At 69.7% G+C, this 19368-nt stretch carries 18 protein-coding genes; 6 read left to right on the top strand and 12 right to left on the bottom strand.

Annotated elements, in window-relative coordinates:
• Positions 1-2: 2 nt before the first annotated feature.
• From MJQ72_RS34730 to MJQ72_RS34700, 7 genes are all read right to left on the bottom strand, one after another.
• The gene (locus tag MJQ72_RS34730; RefSeq protein ID WP_240595307.1) at positions 3-833 is read right to left on the bottom strand and encodes a carbohydrate ABC transporter permease; all 831 of its coding nucleotides are present in this window, start codon (positions 831-833) and stop codon (positions 3-5) included.
• The gene (locus MJQ72_RS34725; RefSeq protein ID WP_240595306.1) at positions 830-1816 is read right to left on the bottom strand and encodes a carbohydrate ABC transporter permease; all 987 of its coding nucleotides are present in this window, start codon (positions 1814-1816) and stop codon (positions 830-832) included. Before MJQ72_RS34725 ends, MJQ72_RS34730 begins: the two co-directional genes overlap by 4 nt.
• Positions 1813-3105: an extracellular solute-binding protein gene (locus MJQ72_RS34720; RefSeq protein ID WP_240595305.1), complete on the bottom strand. Its 1293-nt coding sequence runs from the start codon at positions 3103-3105 to the stop codon at positions 1813-1815. Before MJQ72_RS34720 ends, MJQ72_RS34725 begins: the two co-directional genes overlap by 4 nt.
• Positions 3106-3403: 298 nt before the next feature.
• The gene (locus MJQ72_RS34715) at positions 3404-3826 is read right to left on the bottom strand and encodes a DoxX family protein (RefSeq protein ID WP_240595304.1); all 423 of its coding nucleotides are present in this window, start codon (positions 3824-3826) and stop codon (positions 3404-3406) included.
• Between the two features lie 159 nt (positions 3827-3985).
• A complete protein-coding gene (locus MJQ72_RS34710; RefSeq protein WP_240595303.1) occupies positions 3986-5182 on the bottom strand; it encodes an RICIN domain-containing protein in 1197 nt (398 codons plus the stop codon).
• 115 nt (positions 5183-5297) lie between these two features.
• A complete protein-coding gene (locus MJQ72_RS34705; protein ID WP_240595302.1) occupies positions 5298-7352 on the bottom strand; it encodes a hypothetical protein in 2055 nt (684 codons plus the stop codon).
• Between the two features lie 78 nt (positions 7353-7430).
• Complete coding sequence (locus tag MJQ72_RS34700) at positions 7431-8228, bottom strand: thioesterase family protein (RefSeq protein WP_240595301.1); 798 nt, start codon at positions 8226-8228, stop codon at positions 7431-7433.
• Between the two features lie 58 nt (positions 8229-8286).
• Between MJQ72_RS34700 and MJQ72_RS34695 the strand changes: the two genes are divergently transcribed.
• Together MJQ72_RS34695 and MJQ72_RS34690 are read left to right on the top strand one after the other, a co-directional pair.
• A complete protein-coding gene (locus tag MJQ72_RS34695) occupies positions 8287-8982 on the top strand; it encodes a TetR/AcrR family transcriptional regulator (protein WP_240595300.1) in 696 nt (231 codons plus the stop codon).
• 9 nt (positions 8983-8991) lie between these two features.
• Entirely contained in the window at positions 8992-10197 is a 1206-nt protein-coding gene (locus tag MJQ72_RS34690; RefSeq protein ID WP_240595299.1) for a PP2C family protein-serine/threonine phosphatase, read from the top strand.
• A 1-nt stretch (position 10198) separates the two neighbouring features.
• On the opposite strand, the gene MJQ72_RS34685 is transcribed toward MJQ72_RS34690, so the two are convergent.
• Positions 10199-10768 (bottom strand): YdeI family protein, encoded by a 570-nt coding sequence (locus MJQ72_RS34685; RefSeq protein WP_240595298.1) that lies wholly within the window; start codon positions 10766-10768, stop codon positions 10199-10201.
• 90 nt (positions 10769-10858) lie between these two features.
• Between MJQ72_RS34685 and MJQ72_RS34680 the strand changes: the two genes are divergently transcribed.
• Positions 10859-11218 carry an arsenate reductase family protein gene (locus MJQ72_RS34680; RefSeq protein WP_240595297.1) on the top strand — a complete coding sequence of 120 codons (360 nt, stop codon included), beginning with the start codon at positions 10859-10861 and terminating at the stop codon, positions 11216-11218.
• 24 nt (positions 11219-11242) lie between these two features.
• Here MJQ72_RS34680 and MJQ72_RS34675 read toward each other — a convergent pair whose 3' ends face one another.
• Entirely contained in the window at positions 11243-12436 is a 1194-nt protein-coding gene (locus MJQ72_RS34675; RefSeq protein ID WP_315860779.1) for an MFS transporter, read from the bottom strand.
• Between the two features lie 75 nt (positions 12437-12511).
• On the opposite strand from MJQ72_RS34675, the gene MJQ72_RS34670 reads away from it, so the two are divergent.
• Positions 12512-13054: a transcriptional regulator gene (locus MJQ72_RS34670; protein WP_240595295.1), complete on the top strand. Its 543-nt coding sequence runs from the start codon at positions 12512-12514 to the stop codon at positions 13052-13054.
• Positions 13055-13058: 4 nt separating this feature from the next.
• Here MJQ72_RS34670 and MJQ72_RS34665 read toward each other — a convergent pair whose 3' ends face one another.
• Entirely contained in the window at positions 13059-14408 is a 1350-nt protein-coding gene (locus MJQ72_RS34665) for a PLP-dependent aminotransferase family protein (RefSeq protein WP_240595294.1), read from the bottom strand.
• 47 nt (positions 14409-14455) lie between these two features.
• Here MJQ72_RS34665 and MJQ72_RS34660 point away from each other — a divergent pair, with 47 nt between their 5' ends.
• The gene (locus MJQ72_RS34660; protein ID WP_240595293.1) at positions 14456-15463 is read left to right on the top strand and encodes an aldo/keto reductase; all 1008 of its coding nucleotides are present in this window, start codon (positions 14456-14458) and stop codon (positions 15461-15463) included.
• A 66-nt stretch (positions 15464-15529) separates the two neighbouring features.
• Here the strand turns inward: MJQ72_RS34660 and MJQ72_RS34655 are convergent, their stop codons facing one another.
• On the bottom strand, positions 15530-16687 hold the full coding sequence (locus MJQ72_RS34655; protein ID WP_240595292.1) for an epoxide hydrolase family protein: 1158 nt from the start codon (positions 16685-16687) through the stop codon (positions 15530-15532).
• Between the two features lie 61 nt (positions 16688-16748).
• Here MJQ72_RS34655 and MJQ72_RS34650 point away from each other — a divergent pair, with 61 nt between their 5' ends.
• Positions 16749-17705 (top strand): YafY family protein, encoded by a 957-nt coding sequence (locus MJQ72_RS34650; RefSeq protein WP_240595291.1) that lies wholly within the window; start codon positions 16749-16751, stop codon positions 17703-17705.
• Here MJQ72_RS34650 and MJQ72_RS34645 read toward each other — a convergent pair.
• Positions 17702-19360: a sulfatase-like hydrolase/transferase gene (locus MJQ72_RS34645; protein WP_240595290.1), complete on the bottom strand. Its 1659-nt coding sequence runs from the start codon at positions 19358-19360 to the stop codon at positions 17702-17704. The two genes, MJQ72_RS34650 and MJQ72_RS34645, sit on opposite strands and share 4 nt — an antisense overlap.
• Between the last annotated feature and the right edge of the window lie 8 nt (positions 19361-19368).

Here is a 19368-nt window from a genome sequence, read left to right as displayed (position 1 = left end):
GATTATCCCTTCACTGCGCCTGCGGTCAGGTTGGACACGAGCTTGCGCTGGACGATGATGAAGAACACCAGCGCGGGCACGGCGTAGATGACCGACGCCGCCATGATGCCGCCCCAGTCCACGGAGAACGCCGTCCGGAACGACGACAGCCACACCGGCAGCGTCTGCTTGTTCTGGTCGCGCATGAACACGAACGCGAACAGGAACTCGTTCCACGCGGTGATGAAGCTGAACACCGAGGTGGTCACCAGCCCGGGCGCGAGCAGCGGCAGCGTCACCCGGCGGAAGGCGCCCGCCCGGCTGCAGCCGTCGATCATCGCGGCCTCTTCGAGGTCGTACGGGATGCCGTTGACGAAGCCGTAAAGCATCCAGCACGTGAAGGGCAGCGTCGCCGCGAAGTACACCAGCAGCAGCGAAGGCAGCTGGTTGAGCAGCCCGGCGTCGCGCATCAGCAGGTACATCGGGATCAGCAGCGCTTCGAACGGCGCCAGCTGGGCGACGAGCACCAGCAGCAGGAACCCCTTGCGCCCGCGGAAACGCATGCGGGACAAGGGAACCGCGGCCAGCACACCCGCGACGAGCGAGCACAGCACCGCGCCGAGCGTGACGATCAGGCTGTTGGCGAGGTACGTGGTGAAGCCGGGTTTCGTCAGCGCCGAGACGAAGTTTTCGAACGTCACCGACAGCGGGACGAGGTCGTAGTCCGGGGACAGGACCTGGCCCGGTGTCTTCAGCGAAGAGGTGAACATCCAGTACGTCGGGAAGACGAACAGCAGCGCCACCACCACGCCGAGCGTGCCGAGGCCGATCCGCTGGGACAGGGACTTCCTCATGACAGGTCGGCCTCCTTCGTGCGCACCAGCAGATGGACGTACCGGGCGGTGAGCAGGATCAGCACGAGCATCATCAGCAGGGCGGCGGTGGCCGCCAGGCCGAAGTGGTTGCCCGCGAGGCCCTTGAGGTACATGTAGACCGGCAGCGTCGTGCTGGCGCCGTCCGGTCCGCCTTGACGGATCGCCCACACCTGGGCGAACAGCTTGAAGTCCCACAGCACCGACAGGAACGTGACCATGGTCAGGATCGGCCGGATCGCCGGCCAGCTGACCGCCCAGAACGCCTGCCAGGCGTTCGCGCCGTCGATGCCCGCGGCCTCGTATTGCTCCTTCGGGACACCGAGAAGCCCGGCGTAGAGCGTGAACGCCACGAACGGCACCGCCTGCCAGACGACCAGGATCCCGATGACCGTCAGCGTGCTCGGGCCGGTGGAGAACCACGAATGCCCGATGAAACTCTCGAAACCGAGTTTCGCGAGCGTCTTGTTCAAGATGCCGTACTGCTGGTCGAAGATCCACTGGAACACCGTGGTCGTCGCGACCACCGGCGTCGCCCACGCGAGGATCAGCGCGACCTGCACGATCACCCGGACCACCGGGTTGAGATGCCGCATCAGCACCGCCATGAGCAGCGCGAGCAGCAGGGTGAGGAGCACGACCGACGCGGTGAACACCAGCGTGCGGACGGTGATCTCCCAGAATTCCGAGTCGGACAGGATCTCGGAGAAGTTCTCGAGTCCTACCCAGACCATCTCCCCGGAGACCAGCTCACGGAGGTCGAGTTTGCGGAGACTGATCCCGATCAGCTGCAGCGTCGGCCAGCCCAGCAGGACCAGGATCGCGACCAGCGCGGGAAGGATCAGCAGGTACGGCGCGGTCCGCTCGCCGAGGCGGAGGCGCCGGTTGGATTTCGGCGGTTTGCTGCGCGGCGATGCCGGCGGGGTGGCCCCCGCCGGCATCGTCACATCTTTCGTCGTGGTCATCCGCCGATGAGCTTGTCGAGCGCTGCGTTGGCGTCGGCGGTCGCCTGGTCGAGCGTCTTCGTTCCGGTCAGGTAGGCGGTCAGCATGTCCTTGATCGGGTTCTGACCGGACTCGACGTCACCCCACTTGGGGCTGGTCGGCACGGCACGGCCGTTCTTGGAAGCCTCGGCCATGACCTTGGTGAGCGGGTTCGCGTCGAGCGCGGACACGTCGGTCGAGGTACCGGGGACGTAACCGGCCTTGGCCAGCTCGGTCTGGTACTTCGGGGTGGAGAACAGCTTGACGTAGTCCTTGGCCGCGGCCGCGTTCTTGCTGTTGGCCGGGATGACCAGGTTCGAGCCGCCCAGGAAGACCGGGGCCGACTTGTCGGCGGTCTTGCCGGGGATCGGGAAGGCGCCCGACTTCTCCTTGATCTTCGGGTCGGTCTTCGCCGCGGTGTCCACCTCGCCCGGGACACCGATCATCATCGCGACCTTGCCCGCGCCGTAGATACCGGCCTGCTGCGGGGTGGCCTCGTCGGCGTCCTTCGGGGCCTTGGTGCCCGAAGCCTCGGTGAGCTGCTTGTAGAAGTCGAGCCCGGCCTTGGCCTGCGGGGAGTCCAGGGTCGACTTGAAGGACTTCCCGTTGGCCTGCGCGATGTCGCCGCCCTCGTCCCAGATGTAGGACAGCAGCTCGTACCAGTTCTGGCCGGGGTGGTAGAGGGCCTGGAACTCGGGGTCGCTGCCGAACTTGGCCTTGAGCTTGGTGATCGCGTCGAGCCACTCCGCGCGCGTCTTCGGCGTCGCGGTGATGCCCGCCTGCTCGAACATGTCCTTGCGGTAGATGACCTCACGGTTGGCCGCGTAGAACGGGACGCCGTAGGTCTTGCCGTCGAACTCGCCCGAAGCCTTGAGGCCCTGCAGCCACTGCGCGCCGTTGAAGTCGTTCACGCTGGAGGTGAGGTCGGCGAGCACGCCCTGGTTCGCGAACGCGGGGGTCTGGGTGTTGCCCAGCTCGATCACGTCCGGCGGGTTGTCACTGGCCAGCGCGGTGGTCAGCTTCTGCTGGATGCCGTTCCACTGCTGGATCTCGTACTTGACCTTGACGCCGGGGTGCGCGTCTTCGAATTCCTTGTGGAGCGAGTTCGTCAGTGCTTCCGGGGCGGTGCCCGTCATGAGCCAGACCGTGAGCGAGCCGTTCGAGGCCGCAGCGCTCGAATTCGTGCTGTCGCCACTGCCGGAACCGGCGCAGCCCGCCGTCGCGAGGGTGATGGCGGCGGCGCCCGCAGCCATCTTGAGCCAGCGCTTCACTCGTGCCGTCCTTTCGATGCCCGGCCACCATGCCGAGCTCCCACAAAATGGTGTAGACCAATGTGGGCAGAGTGGTACGTACCACTCCGACTGTCAAGCGGGTGGCCGGTTCGTTGTAAACGAGCCGCAATCTTTCACCTTGAGTGAGCGATCGATCACGCTGATGATCGAATTTCGGCGTGCTCGTCAAGGCCTCGCGAGGCAGGCTGACATGCGGTTTTTCTTTGTCCGTCCCGATGAACGGTGCATTCGGCGGGCGAGGTTTGCGCCGTTCGGTGTAAGGGTGGCGCGCGTTCGCCTAGCGGTCGTCCTCGTCGTCTCTGGGAGCTTTGATCCCGAGCAGCGCGCGCGTCTGATCCTGGAGGAACCAGGCCAGCGTCGCGCAGACGATCAGCAGGATCAGCGGGAGGACCGGGCCGCCGTCCGCGAGGATGAACAGCTCCGTGACGCTCGCGCCCACCATGACGCCCGCCAGCAGCAGCGCCGACGGCCCGCCGAAGCGGGGGATCAGCAGGCCGATCGCGCCGGCGACCTCGAGGACGCCGGTGACGTACCGGAGCCACTGCCCGAGCCCGATCTCGGCGAAGACCTGTTCGGTGTGGCCACCCGAGAACAGCAGGTAGCCGCTGTAGAGGAACTCGGCGGCGAGCGCGACGCGCACGATCCACAGCGCGATCGAGCCGATGGGCAGGCTTCGGGTACCGCTGGCTCCTCCGGACATGCCGGGGATCTTTCTCCTGGTGAGCGGTGCTGGCAAGACGACGGCGGGGAGCCCGGCCCATGTCGCGAAAGCCACTTTCGAGACGTCTGACGTCCCGAAAGTGGCTTTCGCGACACGCCCGCCGGCATCGCGAACCGCGTTCAGAGGACTAAACGCGGCTCAAGCGGGGATCTGCCAGGACTGGCCGGCCGCCCCGTCGCAGGTCCGGATCACCAGCCGGGTGCCCTCGCCGGTGGCGCCTGCCTCGACGTCGAGGCATTTGCCGGACTGCGGGTTGACCAGTGTCGTGCCCTGCCGCCGCCAGGTCTGCGCGCCGGTCGCGTTGCAGTCCCACAGCTGCACCCGCGTCCCGTCGGCCGTGCCGCTGTTGGCGACGTCCAGGCATTTCCCGAGCGCGCGCAGCGTCCCGTTCTGCACGGCCCACGTCTGCGCGGGGGTGCCGTTGCAGTTCCACAGCCGCACCGCCGTGCCGTTCGTGATCTGCGAGTGGTCCACGTCGACGCATTTCCCGGTCACGCCGGTGATCCGCCCGGCGGGATACGGGGTGCCGCTCCGGATCAGGTACTCGCTGTTCGCGACGTTCCAGTGGGTGGCGAGATAGCTCCCGGGCGCGGGATTGGTGTGGAAGTAGTCGTCGCCGAGGCAGTCGATCTGGTTCTCCGGCGCGCCGGGGCACACCTTCTTCAGGCCGCCCGGCGGGAGACCGCCATCGTCGTAGCACATGATGTCTTCGTCGTCCCAGCAATGGCCGTACGGTGTCGCGTTCGGCGCGCTGCCCTGGACGGCGCCGAGATTGTGCAGCAGTTCGTGCCCGGTGGCCTGCCAGCTCCAGCATCCCGTGCCGACCGTGGCGTAGTGCGGGCCGCCGTTGTACGGGTTGCTCGCGCCGGGGCTGTCGTTGCCGCCGTTGCCGAACGCGAGCCCGCAGCCGCCCGCGTCGTACCAGACGATGTACTTGCGGTCGGCGCGATTGTGGCCCTGTGCCTTGATGGCGTTGGTGATCGTGTCCACGTTGGCCATCGCGGACTGGGCGATGACGACGTTCGCGACCGCCGCCCGGCAGCTCGCGTCGTGCACGTACCTGACGTGCCGGACACCGCCGCCGAGCCGGACCGCGGCTTCGACGAAGAGGTCGTCGATCTGGCTCGCGAAGGTCTGGAACTGGCCGACGAATTGCCCGTACCGGTCCGCTTGCGTGTTCCCGCGGACATAAAGCGCTTGAACGCGTTTTCCGCTGACGCCGTCACCGTCGCAGACCACCGAGGCTTCGGCCGCGGCCGCCACGGGAGCGGGCAGGGACAGGACGCCGAGCGCCAGCACCGCGCCGGCCACGAGTCTGAAGATTCTTCCGGTCATGCCGAACCGCCTTTACCTCGCAGGGATGAGGCATCCGGATGCGTCAAGAGGTCTAGACCGCCAGGAATCATAAGCACCGGAAGGTGGGCATGTCACTGACAGAACAGGACACACGTCACGTCTGTTCACCCAGGAGTATCTGTTCGAGCAACAGGTCGACGTCACGGGCGGACTCGGCTTCGCCTATCCGGTGGAATGTTTCGGCGGCGCTGAGCGCGCGGCGGGCGGCCTCGCGGACGCGGCCGGCGGCGCTGAGCACGTGGGCGGCGACGTGGTCGAGCTGCGCGATGAGATGTTCCCTGGCGGGCGCGGTTTCGGTTTCCACGGCGTGCACAGCGGTTTCCGCGGCGTCGAGCGCGCTCAGTGCCGCGTCGAGGTCGCCGGACCGCAGCCGGGAAAGTGTCGCGGCGTTACGGCAAGTGGCGGCCACGTACCCGCCGCCGATCGCCGAGGCCGCGTCGGCGGCCCGCGCGTAGAAGTCGGCGGCGTTCGCGCCGTAGCCGAGCAGATCGAGCTGTTCGGCGGCGGCCATGCTCACCGAGATGTAGGAGTGCCCGGTGTCGCCCGAATCCTGGAGGATTTCGGCGAGGACGGCGTATTCGTTGAAGGCGCGCGAAGATTCGCCGAGCGCGCGGTAGCTGTCGGCGTACATCCACCGGCAGCGGTGGCCCCAGTCCGGTGAAGCGGCGAGCAGGGAGATGGCGCGGGGTGCGACGTCGAGCACTTCGTCGTAGCGGCCGGCGCCGTGCAGCGCGGTGACGAGGACGTACCAATGTTCCGCGGTGTCCTTGCCTTTCGACGCGGAGACACCGAGAGACGCGTAGGCGTCGTCGACGGCTTCGGCGAACCTGCCGGTGCCGATCAGCGACAGCGCCCGGAGGTGGCGGAGATGTCCGCGCAACCGTTCCGGACCGCCGACGGGCAGCGTCGCCAGCAGGTGTTCCACGAAGACGTCCAGTTCGTCGAGCGATCCCGTTCGTTCGTAAGCGATCCGGACCTGTTCGACGGCCTCGACCGCCTTTTCGCCGACGTTGCCGACGATGAAGGCGTCCGTCGCCGCCCGCGCGAGCTCCAGTGTGGTCGCGGGATCCTCTCCGTCGCCGTTCCGCAACGACGCTTCGAGACACAGCAGAGTCCCGTGGAGCAAAGGATCCCCCGCCGCGCGAGCCCGCTCGGCGCCCCGTCGCAAGGCCTCGTACGCCTCGGAAGTGCGGCCCTGCCCGGAAAGCACGTGCGCCAGCCAGTATTCGCCCCAGCAGGCGGCGCGTTCGTCCGTCCCGGCGCGCAAGCGGGCCGCGGCCACCGTCGTCAGCGCGACCCCGGTCTCGGCCTGATCGTCGAAGACGAGCCACAGGCCGAGCCAGCACTGGTTGAGCAGAAAGCGGATTTCGTCGCCCTGGCGCCGGAATCCGGCGGCCGCGTGGCGCAGCCGCTCCTCGGTGTCCTCGCCCTGGAAGAAGATCGCGCGCAATTCGCTCAGCCGCGGCCCGATTTCGTCCGGGACGCTTTCGATCGCGTCGAGACAGGCTCGCGCCTCCTCCGGTTCGCACCGGTGATTGTGGATCTCCGCCCGGATGACGAGCTCCTCGGCGGACAGTCCCGGCGGCGGCAGGATCGGGACCCGGGGGAGCGCCGACGGCAGGAGCGGGACGAATTCCGCGACCGGTTTCGCGGCCATCTTCCGTTCGGCGTAGCCGGTGAAGTAGCCGGTGTGCTCGCGTCCGTCGAGTTCCTCGGCTTCGACGAACGCCGCCGCCCGCATCCGCTCGTGCAGCCTGCTCAGGGGAACGCCGTCGTACGGGCCGTTGAGGACGAACGGGATGTCGCCGTATCCGGTTTCCGTCAACCGGCGGGTGAGCAGCGCCGCCGAGGCGAAGAACTCGAGCCTGCCGACGGCGTCCGAATGGTCGCCGACACCGTCCAAAAGCGACAGAAGATCGAGACCGGTGTGCTCGTTGCCGGTGAGGGCGCAGAATTCCAGCCGCAACGCGTGATCGCCGTACCGGAGCGGATCGCCGGACGAGGCCCTGGTCACCCAGCGATAGGTCGACGCGGCCTCGGCGTACTTGCCGGCGGCGGCCAACGGCACCAAGGTCCGGCACAGCCGGGTGATCTCGGCTCCGCCGGGATCGGAGTCGTTCTCGCCCGCGCGACGTGGTTCCACTTCCATGGTCCTGCCCCCAGAACAATGACGTCGAAGCCGGATCTTAGCTCCCGGCGCCGCGTCATGAACCCGCTTTCGGGTGGTTCAGGGGAGCCGGACGGCGGCGATCTGGGTCGCTTGCCCGATCAACCGGTTCTTTTCGTCCCAAAGCTCCGCGACCTCGTCCATCCGGTCGCCGCCGAGCTCGCCCGCGCGCATCCGCACCCGCACCGGACCCGGCGCCGGGAGCCCGCGCAGGTACGCGGTGAACTGGACGGTCGGCGCCCAGCCCGCGATGCCGAGGTCGTAGGAGATCGGCGGTACCGGGTCGAGCGCGACGAGCAGGCTCACCGGGTCCCAGTCACTGCCGTCGGCGAGCCGCAGCCAGGACGAGATCACGCCCTTCCGGGACGGCTGTCCCACCGCGAAACCCGCCGCGGCCGGGTCGAGCCGCTGCTCGACGACGTCCATCAGTCCGATGCGGAATCCGCCACCGCCGTCGGCGGGCACGGGCAGGCAGTCCTGCTCCGGCGGGATCTCCACCGGATCCACTCCGGACCACCACGCGTCGCCCTCGGTCAGGACGCCTTGGGTGATCAGCGCTTCGGTGCAGGGCGCGCCCTGCTGGCTCAGCCGGGCGCGCAGCTGGGTGAGGCCGCGGCCCTCGCGCAGCACCTCGACCTCCACGACGGCGGGGCCGGGCTCGGGGGCCACCGAGAACGAGCCGCTGATCGCGGTCAGATGCGGATGCGAGGAGACCTCGGCGGCCGCTTTGGCGAGCACGGCGAGGAGATAGCCGCCGTGTAGCTTCGTCCCGATCGTCCACTGTGGATCGAGTTCGGTGTCGAAGACCGGGTCGCCGCCTCGGCGGCGGAGGGCGGTCGCGGTCCGGAAATGCGCCATGCCTCAAGCTGACACCGTCAAGTTGACGGTGTCAAGTCAATGCTGGCAGCATCACGGCATGGGCGCGAAGCGGACGAAGGCGCGGCCGGGCGAAGGGGACAAGCTGCGCGGCGAGATCTTGTCGGCCGCCGACGCCCTGCTCGGCGAGGCGGGAAGCGACGAGGCGCTGACGCTGCGGGCCGTCGCGCGGCGCACCGGTGTCTCCACGCCGTCGGTCTATGCGCACTTCCCCAGCCGGGACGCCTTGCTGGAGGCGGTATGCCTGCGGGTGTGGGACGAACTCGCGCGCCGGATGCGCGAGCACGCCGTCGAGGTCGCCGATCCGATGCGCGCCCTCAGCCGCTGCGCGCGGGTGTACGCCCGGTTCGCCCTCGACCATCCGGTGCAATACCGGGTACTGCTGATGCGTCCCTCCGGCGGTTCGTCGCCCGGCGCGGTCGCCTGTTTCCGGTATCTCGCCGACGCGACCGCCGCCTGCGTGCGGGCCGGGATCCTGCGCGGCGAACCGGAGGTCCTCGCGATGGGTCTCTGGTCGGCGATGCACGGCTGCGTGAGCCTGCTGATCGCCCAGCCCGGGTTCGACTGGCCGGAGGAGCCGGAGGCGCTGATCGACACTGTCATCCGGATGGCCGGGCTCGGTACGGCGCTCGCCTGCCGCGTGCCGCGGGACGCCATTCCGCCGAGTGCCGTACTGGCGGACGACCTCGACGGACTCGCGGCGGGCTGGGCGGTGACCGCCGGCCGGACTGGCTAGGCTCTGCGAATGCCCGAGACCCCGACAGCCGACGAGCGGCTCCAGGTGCTCGAAGCCATCACAGACACGGCGCTGGGTCACCTCGGCCAGGACAAGGTGATGACGACGATCCTGGCGCGTGTGCGCGAGGTTCTCGGCGTCGACACCGCCACGGTGCTGCGGTACGACCCGTCGGCGCAGCACCTGCAGGCGATCGCCGCTTCCGGGATCGAGGAAGAGGTCTACCAGGACGTCCGGGTGCCCGTCGGCGCCGGCTTCGCGGGCCGGGTGGCCGCGCAGCGCCGTCCGGTGATCATCGACCACGTCGACGAGACCACGGTGGTGAACGCGCTCCTGTGGGAACGGGGGCTGCGCACGCTGCTCGGTGTGCCGATGCTCGCGGGTGACGAACTGATCGGCGTCCTGCACGTCGGGTCGCTGACGCCGAGGGAGTTCTCCGAGACCGACATCGAGTTGCTGCGGCTCGTCGCCGCGCGCATAGCGCTGGCGGTGCAGATCGAACTCTCGTCGACCGATCGCGCGGCGGCGGCCGCGCTGCAACGGAGCCTGGTGCCCGCGCGGTTGCCCGCCGTGCCGGGAATCCAGTTCTCCGCGCGGTACGTCCCGGGTACCGAACCCGGGGTCGGCGGCGACTGGTACGACCTGTTCTCGCTGCCGGGCGACCGGCTCGGCATCGTGATGGGAGACGTCGCCGGCCACGGCCTCAACGCCGCCGTGATCATGGGGCGACTGCGCAGCGCGCTTCGCGCCTACGCGCTCGAATCGGACGACCCGGCGGAAGTACTGTCCAAACTGGACCGGAAGGTGCAGCATTTCGAGCCGGGTTCGCTGGCGACCGTCGTGTACGGGCTGGTGACGGCTTCGCGCGACAGCATGGCGATCTCGCTGGCCGGGCATCTGCCGCCGGTGCTCGCGCCGCCCGGCGGCCCGTCGGTGTTCGTCGACGCGCCGGTCGATCCGCCCATCGGGGTCACCGGGCCGGGGCGCCGAAGAACCACCGTCGAGTTGCCGCCCGGCGCCGTGCTCGCCTTCTACACCGACGGTCTCGTCGAGCGCCGGGATCAGCTGATCGACGTCGGCCTGCAGCGGCTCGCCGACGTGGTCTTCGCGGGCCAGCCGGGAGCGGTGTGCGCGCGGGTGATGGCCGCGCTCGTCGGCAACACGCCGGCGCAGGACGACATCGCGCTCCTCGTGGCCCGGTGTGAACCGAACTGAGTCACCGGACCGGGTGATTCGCGCGGACGTTCACGGCCGCGAGCTCGACGGTCCTGGCGATCCGCCGTTCCCGGGTTTCCGGCTTCTTCGCCGTCAGGATCCATTCCAGGATCAGCCGCTTCGACGACGGCGGGAACTTCTCGAAATGGGTGCGGGCGGCCTCGTCGGCGTCGAGCCGGGCACGCAGGTCTTCCGGGACGCCGTCGCCGTCCGGCACGACCTGCCAGCGGCCCTTTTCCTTGGCAAGGTCGATCATCGCCTGACCGCGTCCGGTCATCTGTCCTTCGGCGACGAGGCGGGCGGCCCGCTCGCGGTTGACCCGGCTCCACGTGCTCCGGGGGTTGCGCGGGGTGAACCGCAACCGCGAACTGGTGGCGTCGTTCTTCCGGTGCAGCCCATCGATCCAGCCGAAGCACAGGGCCTGCTCCATCGCCTCTTCGATCCGGACGCTGGGGACGCCGCTGTCCTTGTGCCGGATGACGAGCCAGACCTCCTGCTCGGTCGCGGCGTGCTCGGCGAGCCAGGCCCGCCACTCGGCGGGGGACGCGGCGCTGACGGTGGGCTCGTCCATGGCAGGGTTCCTTTCGTCGTAGGAGTCTGTGACCATCATCGGAAGCAAAGTGCTCATCGAGTGAGCACTTTTCGAAGGGAGTGGCCCCGGATGGAGATCTGGGTGAACCCGGCGTGTGCCAAATGCCGGTCCGCGGTGTCGATGCTGGACGAGGCGGGGGCCGAGTACACCGTGCGGAAATACCTCGAAGAGCCGCCGACGGCGAAGGAACTGAAGGCCGTCCTGAAGCGGCTTGGGCTCGAGCCGTGGGACATCACCCGCACCGCCGAGCCGATCGCGAAGGAACTCGAACTCAAGACATGGGGGCGCACCCCCGCCGACCGCGACCGGTGGATCGAGGCGCTGGCCACGCATCCGAAGCTGATCCAGCGGCCGATCATCACCGCCGACGACGGCACGACCGTGGTGGGGCGGACCCCGGAGGCCGTTCGGTCGGTACTTCCCGGCTGACCGCCTCGTGAGTGGCAAGGACGGTTAGAACCGTTCTTGCCACTCACGAGGAGTGAGCAGCACCAGCGCCAGGATCACCACCGCCGCGCCCGCGAACACCGGCCGCAGCCCGAAGACCTCCGCGAGCAGCCCGGCCGCCGCGGCGCCCAGCGGTTTCGTGCCCCATGCGACGAGCCGGTGGCCGCTGGTGGCCCGCCCCAGCAGGTGGTCCGGGATGATCCGCTGCCGCAGCGAAACGACGATCACGTTCCACACCACGACCCCGGCGCCGCCGAGGAAGAACACCGCGCCGATCACGTACGGATTCGCGGTCACCGCGGGGATTCCGGCGAGCGCGGCGCCGGTGAGCAGGCTGAGCGCCAACGCGCGGGAGCGGCCGAGCGCGAGTTCGATCCGCTCGGCCGCGAACGATCCCGCGAGACTGCCGAGGGCGATGACGGCGAGCAGGAATCCGTAGGCCTGCTCGGACAGGCCCATCGCCGACGACGGGCCCACCGCGTACAGCACGAAAAGCGTGATCACGGCGCTCGTGGCGAGGTTGAACCCGCCGACCATGATCGCCAGGATCCGGAGAAGCCGGTTCTCCCAAAGGAAACGCAGGCCTTCGACCAGATCTTCGCGCACGCTCGTGTCCCGCGGCCGCTCGGCGCGGAACGAACCGGGGACGAAGAAGAGCGCGACGAGCGCGACGAGCCAGAGCGCCGAAGGTGCCACGAACGCGACGGAAGCGCCCGCCGCGACGAGGAAACCGCCCAGCGGCGGGCCGGCGAATTCGTTGGCGGTGAGTTCGGCGGCGTAGAGACGGCTGTTGGCCCTCGTCAGCCGGTCGCGGCCGACGATCTGCGGGAGGATCGCCTGCGCGGCCGTGTCGTGGACCGTTTCGGCGACGCCGAGCCCCAGCGCGACGACGTAGAGCAGCCAGATCGACCCGAGCCCCAGCGCGATCGCCGCCGCGAGCGCGGCGAGGAGGGTGGCGCGGACCAGATTGGCGGCGAGCATCGTGCGGCGGCGGTCGACACGGTCGGCGAGCACCCCGGCGTGCAGGGCGAACACCAGCCACGGCAAGGACGACACGGCCGCCAGGCCCGCGACGAGCGACGGCGACCGGGTGAACTGGACGGCCACCAGCCCGAGCGCGACCTTGACGATCCCGTCGGCCAGATTCGACAGCGCCGACGAACTCCACAGCCGCCGGTAGGCGGTCCCCAGCGAGGTCACCGATCGAGGATCGCACATCGATTGAGAAAACTCCATCGATGTCTCTCTTCTCCATCGGTCGGCTACGCTGCGGTCATGGACGATCAGGTCGCCGCGAGGGTCGCGGACAGGCGGCGCGAAGCGACCGCGCGTGAGGCCAAGGCGCTCGGACATCCCTTGCGGCTGCGCGTCCTCCGGCTCTGCGGCGAGCGGGAGCTGACCAACAAGGAGCTCGCCGACCGGCTCGGCAAGGACCCCGGCACGGTGCTCTATCACGTGCGGCAGCTCGTCGAGGCCGGTCTGCTGGAGCAGGCCCCGGTGCGCACCGGGACGAGCGGCGCGCTCGAAAAGCCCTATCGCAGTTCCGGCAAGACCTGGTGGCTGGACGGGCCGTTGAACGGCGAGGACGAAGACACCCGGTTCGGGCCGATCGAAGCCTTCCAGGACGAACTCCGCGAGGCCGGGCCCGCTTCGGTGCGGGTGGTCGAGCGATTCGCGCTGCACCTCTCGCCGGAAGAGGCCACCGAACTCGACAACCGCATCCTCGACATCCTCGACGAGTACGTGGCGACCGACGCGCAGCGGCTCGACCGGCCGCTGCTGAACGGGATCTTCCTGCTGCACCGCATGGCCGAGTGAGCCCTCACCGCGCGATGGCCTCCCGCAGCAGGCGGGCGGCGGTGCCGACGGAACCGTCCGCGAGGTTGCCGTAGCCGAGGACCAGCCCGGGTTCGCCGGGTGTCACGCGGTAGTCGTCGAGGTCGGCCACGCGCAGTCCCTTGGCCGCCGCCCGTTCCACTACCGCGGCGGCGGATCCGCCGGGCAGCCCCAGCACGAGGTGCAGACCGGCGGCGACGCCGGACAGGGGCAGCGGGCCGAGCGCGGCGACCAGGGCGTCGCGCCTGGCGCGGTAGCGGCGCCGGGCCGCGCGCAGATGCCGGTCGTACGAGCCGCGTTCGAGGAAGGCCGCGAACGCCAACTGGTCCAGCGCCGGCGGAGTGGGCGAGGACTCGACCCTGTCTGTCCACTGTGGAGGGACGGCGTACCAGCCGAGGCCGAGCGCGGGACTGAGCGTCTTGCTGACCGACCCGAGCAGTGCGACCCTCGCCGGATCCATCCCCTGCACCGTCCCGACCGGACGCCGGTCGTAGCGGAACTCGGCGTCGTAATCGTCCTCGATGATCAGGCCGTCGGCCTCGCGTGCCCAGGCCAGCAGACCGGCGCGGCGGGCGGGGGAGAGGACGGTGCCGGTGGGGAACTGGTGCGCCGGGGTGACGAGGACGGCGCGGACGCCGGGAGGGATCTCTTCGACGCGGAGCCCGTCTTCGTCGACCGGGACGCTGACGACGTCGAGTCCGGCGCGTGTCGCGACGCGGCGCAGGATGTGCCAGCCGGGGTCTTCGGCCGCGACGCGGGTGATCCCGGCCGCGAGCATCGCCCGGCACAGGCGGCCGAACGCGTCGGTGACGCCGGACGCGATCCGCACGTCGTCGACGACCGCACCCCGGCAGCGGCGGAGGTGGTCGGCGAGCACGGCGCGGAGACGCGGATGCCCGCCCGGGACGGGGTAGCCGAACTCGCCGTGGGGCGCGTTCACGAGTACTTCGCGGAGCGCTTCCGCCCAGCGCGTCCGAGGGAAGTGCCGCAGATCGGGCAGACCCGGCGCGAGGTCGATCTCGGGCGGCGACACCTTGCGCGCGGCGGGTTTCGCGGGTTCGGCGCCCGACGCCGACCAGCGCACGACGGTGCCCGATCCGGTGCGCGCGGCGAGGTAGCCCTCCGCGATCAGTTGCTCGTACGCCTGCGTGATCACCCAGCGGGAGCAACCCAGATCCGCGGCGAGGGTGCGGCTGGGCGGCAGCGCGGCGCCGGAGCCGAGCGTGCCTTCGCGGATCACGGTGCGCAGCGCCCTGGCGAGCCGCTCGTGCCTGGGGCCCGGCCCGGAGAGGTCGAGAAGCACGTCCCAAGCCAGATTGGTCTGGGATTCAGTCATGTGAGCGGACTGTAGTACCGGACCGATCCACGCATAAGGTCCAGACCATGGAAAAGGTGGAACTCGGCCGGACCGGCCGGAAGGTCAGCCAGGTCTCGCTCGGGTGCATGACGATGGGCACCGCCACCGACGAGCGGACCTCGGCGCGGATCCTGGACGCGTACCTCGACGACGGCGGCGACTTCCTCGACACCGCGAACTGCTACTCGTGGTGGGTGCCCGGCGCGGCGGGCGGGGAGAGCGAGGAACTGCTCGGGAAACTGCTGAAAGGCAGGCGGGACAAGGTCTTCCTCGCGACGAAGGGGTCGGCCGCGGTCGCCGACGCCGACAGCGCGCGCAAGGGGTACCACGACGACGGCACCGCGGACTGGGACTACATCGGACGGCATTTCGAGGGCGCGGGCGGTGACGTGATCCGGCGCGGTGTCGACGAAAGCCTGCGGCGGCTCGGCACCGACCACATCGATCTGTACTACATCCACGTCGACGACCGGGCGACCCCGCTGGAGGAGACGCTCGCCGCGCTCGACGAGATCGTCCGCGCGGGGAAGGTGCGGCAGAGCGGCTGGAGCAATGTCCGCGCCTGGCGTCTGGAACGGATCCGCGCGCTCGCGGAGCGGCACGGCTGGGCTGCGCCGGTGGCCGTCCAGGTGCAGCACTCGTACCTGCGGCCGGTGGCCGATTCGGCGTCGCTGGCCACCGGGGACATGCTCGACTTCTTGCGGGACAACGAAGACATCGCGCTCGCCGCGTACTCGTCGCTCCTGCGCGGGATCTACGACGACTCCGCGCGACGGCTGGCGCATCCCGTCTGGCAGACCTACGCCGGTGCGGACGGTGAGGCGCGGATGGCCGCCGTCGAGGCCGTGGCGCGGGAGGTGGGGGCGACCGGGAACCAGGTCGCCCTCGCGTGGCTGCTGCGCCAGACGTCGCCGCGCGTGCTGCCGCTGATCGGGCCGCGGACCTGGGAACACTACGAGGCGATCCGGCCGGCCTTCACGCTGGAGCTGGGCGCGGAGGCCATGGCAGTGCTGGACGGCGCTGGGGCCTCGTGAGTGGCAAGGACGGTTCTAACCGTCCTTGCCACTCACGAGACGCGCCCCAGCACCCCGCCGCAGCGTTCAGGAAAGCTTGCGGAAGAAGGTGCGGATGTCGCCGACGAGCAGGTCCGGGGCGTCCTGCGTCGCCCAGTGGCTGCCGCGGTCGAATTCCTGCCACGAAACGATGTTCGCGTGGTCCCGCTCGGCGAAGCGCCGCAGCGGCCGGAAGTCGTAGGCGAAACTCGCCAGCCCGGTCGGCGCGGTCGTCGGCTCGGCGGGGTGCTCCGTGTGCTTGTCCTCGTAGTAGAACCGCGCCGCCGAAGCCGCGGTGTTGGTCAGCCAGTACAGCGTGGCGTTGGTGAGCACGTGGTCGTCGCTCGTCGCCGACAGCAGCTGGGCGCTCCACGCCAGTTGCCCGGTCGGCGAGTCGGCCAGCGCGTGCGCGAGGTTCTGCGGCGCGCTCTCCTGGAGCTTCGCGTAGCCGGACATGTCGTCGTTGAAGGCCTGGAGGAACTGCAGGTACTCCAGTTCCTTCTCGGTCATGCCCTCGAACTCCGCCGGGTCGCCGCTGGGGAACGAGAACAGCTGCGTGACGTGCACGCCGAGCACGTGGTCGGCGTCGACGCGGCCGACCTCGGGGGCGACGAACGAGCCGGCGTCGTTCCCGTGCGTGCCGTAGCGCTCGTAGCCGAGGCGGCGCATCAGCTCGGCCCAAGCCCGGGCCGTGCGGTACCGGTTCCAGCCCTTCTCCCGCGTCGGGCCGGAGAAGCCGAACCCGGGCAGCGACGGGATGACCACGTGGAACGCGTCCGCCGCCTCGCCCCCGTGAGCAACCGGGTCGGTCAGCTGGTCGATCAGGTCGAGGTATTCGAAGACCGAGTTCGGCCAGCCGTGGGTGAGGATCAGCGGTTTCGCGTCCGGCTCAGGCGAGCGAACGTGCAGGAAGTGGATGTTCTGCCCGTCGATCTCCGTGGTGAACTGCGGGTACTCGTTGAGCTTCGCCTCCCACTTGCGCCAGTCGTAGCCCTCGCGCCAGTACGAGACCAGCCGTCGCACGTACTCCAGCGGCACGCCGTACTCCCAGCCCGGCGTGACCGGTCCGCGCTGCACCCCGTCGGTCACCTGGTCGGCGGGAAGTTCGTTCGCCCAGCGGACGCGGGCCAGGCGGTCGGCGAGGTCGTCCAGCTCGGCCTGCGGGACCTCGACGCGGAAGGGCTTGATCTCGGTGTTTGCGTTCATAAGACCAAGGTAGAGTGCCATTAGGAACATCCCGTTCCTAATGGAGGAGCAGCCTAAAGAAATGTTGGAAACCTCGGCAAGACTGCTCCGTCTGCTCTCCCTGCTGCAGACGCCCCGCGACTGGACCGGCACCGAACTGGCGGAACGCCTGGAGGTCAGCGCCCGCACGATCCGCAACGACGTCGAGCGCCTCCGCGCGCTCGGGTACCCGGTGAACGCGACCCGCGGTTCCGTCGGCGGCTACCGGCTCGGCGCGGGCGCCGACCTGCCGCCGCTGCTGCTGGACGACGAGGAGGCCGTCGCGGTCGCGATCGGCCTCCGCACCGCGGCGGGCGGCACCATCGCGGGCGTCGAGGAGACGTCCTTGCGCGCGCTCGCCAAACTGGAGCAGGTGCTGCCATCCCGGTTGCGCCGCCGCGTGAACGCCTTGCAGGCGTACACGATCCCGGTGCCGAGGGACGAGCCCGGCCCGCGCGTCGCCGCCGAGACGCTCACCGTGCTGACGGCCTGCTGCCGGGATCGCGAGGTGCTGCGCTTCGGCTACCGGGCCCACGACGGTTCGGAAACCGTCCGCAAGACGGAGCCTTATCGCCTGGTGAACTGGGGACGCCGCTGGTATCTGGTCGCCTGGGACCTCGACCGCGGCGACTGGCGCACCTTCCGGGTCGACAGGCTGACCCCGCGGATCCCGACCGGTCCGCGGTTCACCGCGCGCGAGCTGCCCGAAGACGTCACGGACCGCGTGCGGCGCGGGGTGTCGTCCGCCGCGTGGCGATACCGGGCCGACGTCACCGTGCACGCGTCCGCCGAAGAGGTGACCGCGCGGATCAACCCCGCCGTCGGGACGGTGGAGGCCGTCGACGCGAACACCTGCGTGCTGCACACCGGCGCGGACAGCATCGAGACGATGGCCGTCCACTTGGGACTGCTCAATCTCCCCTTCCGGGTGACCGAACCCCCGCAATTGGTCGACTACTTGCGCGAGCTGGCCGATCGATATCGCGACGCGACCGGCTAGCGGGCGAAGGCGGTCAGGAACCGGTCCCGGAACGTGTCCATTCGCCATACCGGCGCGTTCCGGTCCGGGTTCAGGCCGTCCTGCCAGTTCCAGGCCGCGACCTTGTCGAGCACCGCCTTGTCCCGCGTGACCACGGTGATCGGGACGTCGTGATCCGCGCCCGCGCCGGCGACGATCGGGTTCGGCTGGTGGTCGCCCAGGAACACGAGGACGAGGTCGTCGTCGCCGTACGTCTCCACGTACGAGACGAGCGAGTTCAGCGAATACGCGATCGAGTCGCCGTACGCGCCGCGCACCTTGGCGGGGTCGGTGAAGACCTCTTCGGGCGTTTTCCCTTGCGAGGGCATGGGGTTGTAGATGGATCCGTCGCCGACGGCGGCCCAGTCGACCGTGCGGGGGAGCGGTGTCCACGGCCAGTGACTGGTGACGAGGTCGATCTCCGCCATGAGCGGCGGGCGGTTCCGATCGCGTTCGGCGCGCTGGAAAGCCGAAAGCGTGAACTGGTCCGGCATCGTGGCGTAGGAGAACGGCGGGCCGCGGTACCCGATGTTTCGAGAGTCGTAGTAGCGGTCGTAGCCGTAGACCTTGCCCTCCGGCCAGTCCTCGGTGTGCGCCGGGACGACACCGACGGTCTGCCAGCCCGCGCGTTTGAACGCGCCGCCGAGGGTGAATCGGTCGGTCTTCACGAAGTCGTCGTAGCGGTGCTGGCTGTCGACCCACACCCCGGATTGGAACGTGGAATGCGCCAGCCAGCTGCCCGCGCTCGTCGTCGGCGACGTCAGGAACGCGCTGCGCGAGCCGTATCCGGAGTTCTTCAGCCGCGCGGTCCCGGCGTCGAGGACCGCGTCGACCTTGGGCGCGATGTCCGAGTCCTGGACGGCCACCCGGCCGTAGCTCTCGATGAAGGTGAACAGCACGTCCTTGCCGCGCAACGCGTTCAGCAGTCCGGAAGACGGCGTGTCACGGAAGGCGTCGACGGCGACTTCCTCGGCGAAGGCCTGCCTGTCCCGGATACCGGCCCGAACCTGGCGGAGGTCGTCGTAGGCGAAGGCCACCGCGCTGCGCGAAGCGAGGGGCTGTCCCGGAGCGAGCTGCGCGCCGGAGACCGCGCACACCATCCAGACCACGCTGAGCACGGCCGTCACCCTGGTCGACGCCGTGCGCCGCCCGGCCACGACCCGGCTCAACCGCTGCACGGCCAGCGCCATCAGCACGATCACCACCACCGCGAGCAGCGTCAGCCCGGCGAACGACGCGATCGCGCCCGCCCGGCCGATCGACGTGCCGAGCAGGTCGACGCCGTTGCCGAGCACGCCCCAGTCGAAAACCGGGTTGAACCGCCGGTCGAGCGCGAGCCCGAATCCGATGTCGATGGCCTTGAACACGGTCAGCAGCCCGAGGAGCGCGCCGGCCGACACCGCGACGATCCGCCGGGCGCCGTCGCGCAGCATGAGCACCACCGCCACTCCGAGCAGCGCCTCCACCGGCAAGCGCACGAACGCCGCGGGGGTCAGCGCGTCGAGGTCGTTCGGCGCGAGCAGCGCGAACAGCACGAGAACGGCGGACAGGGTGGTCACCGCGCTGGACGCGATGTCGCGGGCGGCCGTCCGGTCGCCGGGCAGGCCCACGAGGGCGGGGCGCGTGAAAACCGACAAGGCGGGTT

Origin of the sequence: Amycolatopsis sp. EV170708-02-1, assembly GCF_022479115.1 — a bacterium.
Taxonomy (GTDB): Bacteria; Actinomycetota; Actinomycetes; order Mycobacteriales; family Pseudonocardiaceae; genus Amycolatopsis.
The sequence above is the reverse complement of the archived record's forward strand: the minus strand, read 5'-3'. Positions and strand labels throughout refer to the sequence as shown.

Excerpts from the sequence above, each read along its gene's own strand:
- MJQ72_RS34655 (WP_240595292.1), bottom strand. The coding sequence starts at position 16,687 with ATGAACGCAAACACCGAGATCAAGCCCTTCCGCGTCGAGGTCCCGCAG.
- MJQ72_RS34660 (WP_240595293.1), top strand. The coding sequence starts at position 14,456 with ATGGAAAAGGTGGAACTCGGCCGGACCGGCCGGAAGGTCAGCCAGGTC.
- MJQ72_RS34695 (WP_240595300.1), top strand. The coding sequence starts at position 8,287 with ATGGGCGCGAAGCGGACGAAGGCGCGGCCGGGCGAAGGGGACAAGCTG.
- MJQ72_RS34650 (WP_240595291.1), top strand. The coding sequence starts at position 16,749 with ATGTTGGAAACCTCGGCAAGACTGCTCCGTCTGCTCTCCCTGCTGCAG.
- MJQ72_RS34705 (WP_240595302.1), bottom strand. The coding sequence starts at position 7,352 with ATGGAAGTGGAACCACGTCGCGCGGGCGAGAACGACTCCGATCCCGGC.
- MJQ72_RS34690 (WP_240595299.1), top strand. The coding sequence starts at position 8,992 with ATGCCCGAGACCCCGACAGCCGACGAGCGGCTCCAGGTGCTCGAAGCC.
- MJQ72_RS34715 (WP_240595304.1), bottom strand. The coding sequence starts at position 3,826 with ATGTCCGGAGGAGCCAGCGGTACCCGAAGCCTGCCCATCGGCTCGATC.
- MJQ72_RS34685 (WP_240595298.1), bottom strand. The coding sequence starts at position 10,768 with ATGGACGAGCCCACCGTCAGCGCCGCGTCCCCCGCCGAGTGGCGGGCC.
- MJQ72_RS34730 (WP_240595307.1), bottom strand. The coding sequence starts at position 833 with ATGAGGAAGTCCCTGTCCCAGCGGATCGGCCTCGGCACGCTCGGCGTG.
- MJQ72_RS34665 (WP_240595294.1), bottom strand. The coding sequence starts at position 14,408 with ATGACTGAATCCCAGACCAATCTGGCTTGGGACGTGCTTCTCGACCTC.
- MJQ72_RS34725 (WP_240595306.1), bottom strand. The coding sequence starts at position 1,816 with ATGACCACGACGAAAGATGTGACGATGCCGGCGGGGGCCACCCCGCCG.
- MJQ72_RS34710 (WP_240595303.1), bottom strand. The coding sequence starts at position 5,182 with ATGACCGGAAGAATCTTCAGACTCGTGGCCGGCGCGGTGCTGGCGCTC.
- MJQ72_RS34670 (WP_240595295.1), top strand. The coding sequence starts at position 12,512 with ATGGACGATCAGGTCGCCGCGAGGGTCGCGGACAGGCGGCGCGAAGCG.
- MJQ72_RS34680 (WP_240595297.1), top strand. The coding sequence starts at position 10,859 with ATGGAGATCTGGGTGAACCCGGCGTGTGCCAAATGCCGGTCCGCGGTG.
- MJQ72_RS34700 (WP_240595301.1), bottom strand. The coding sequence starts at position 8,228 with ATGGCGCATTTCCGGACCGCGACCGCCCTCCGCCGCCGAGGCGGCGAC.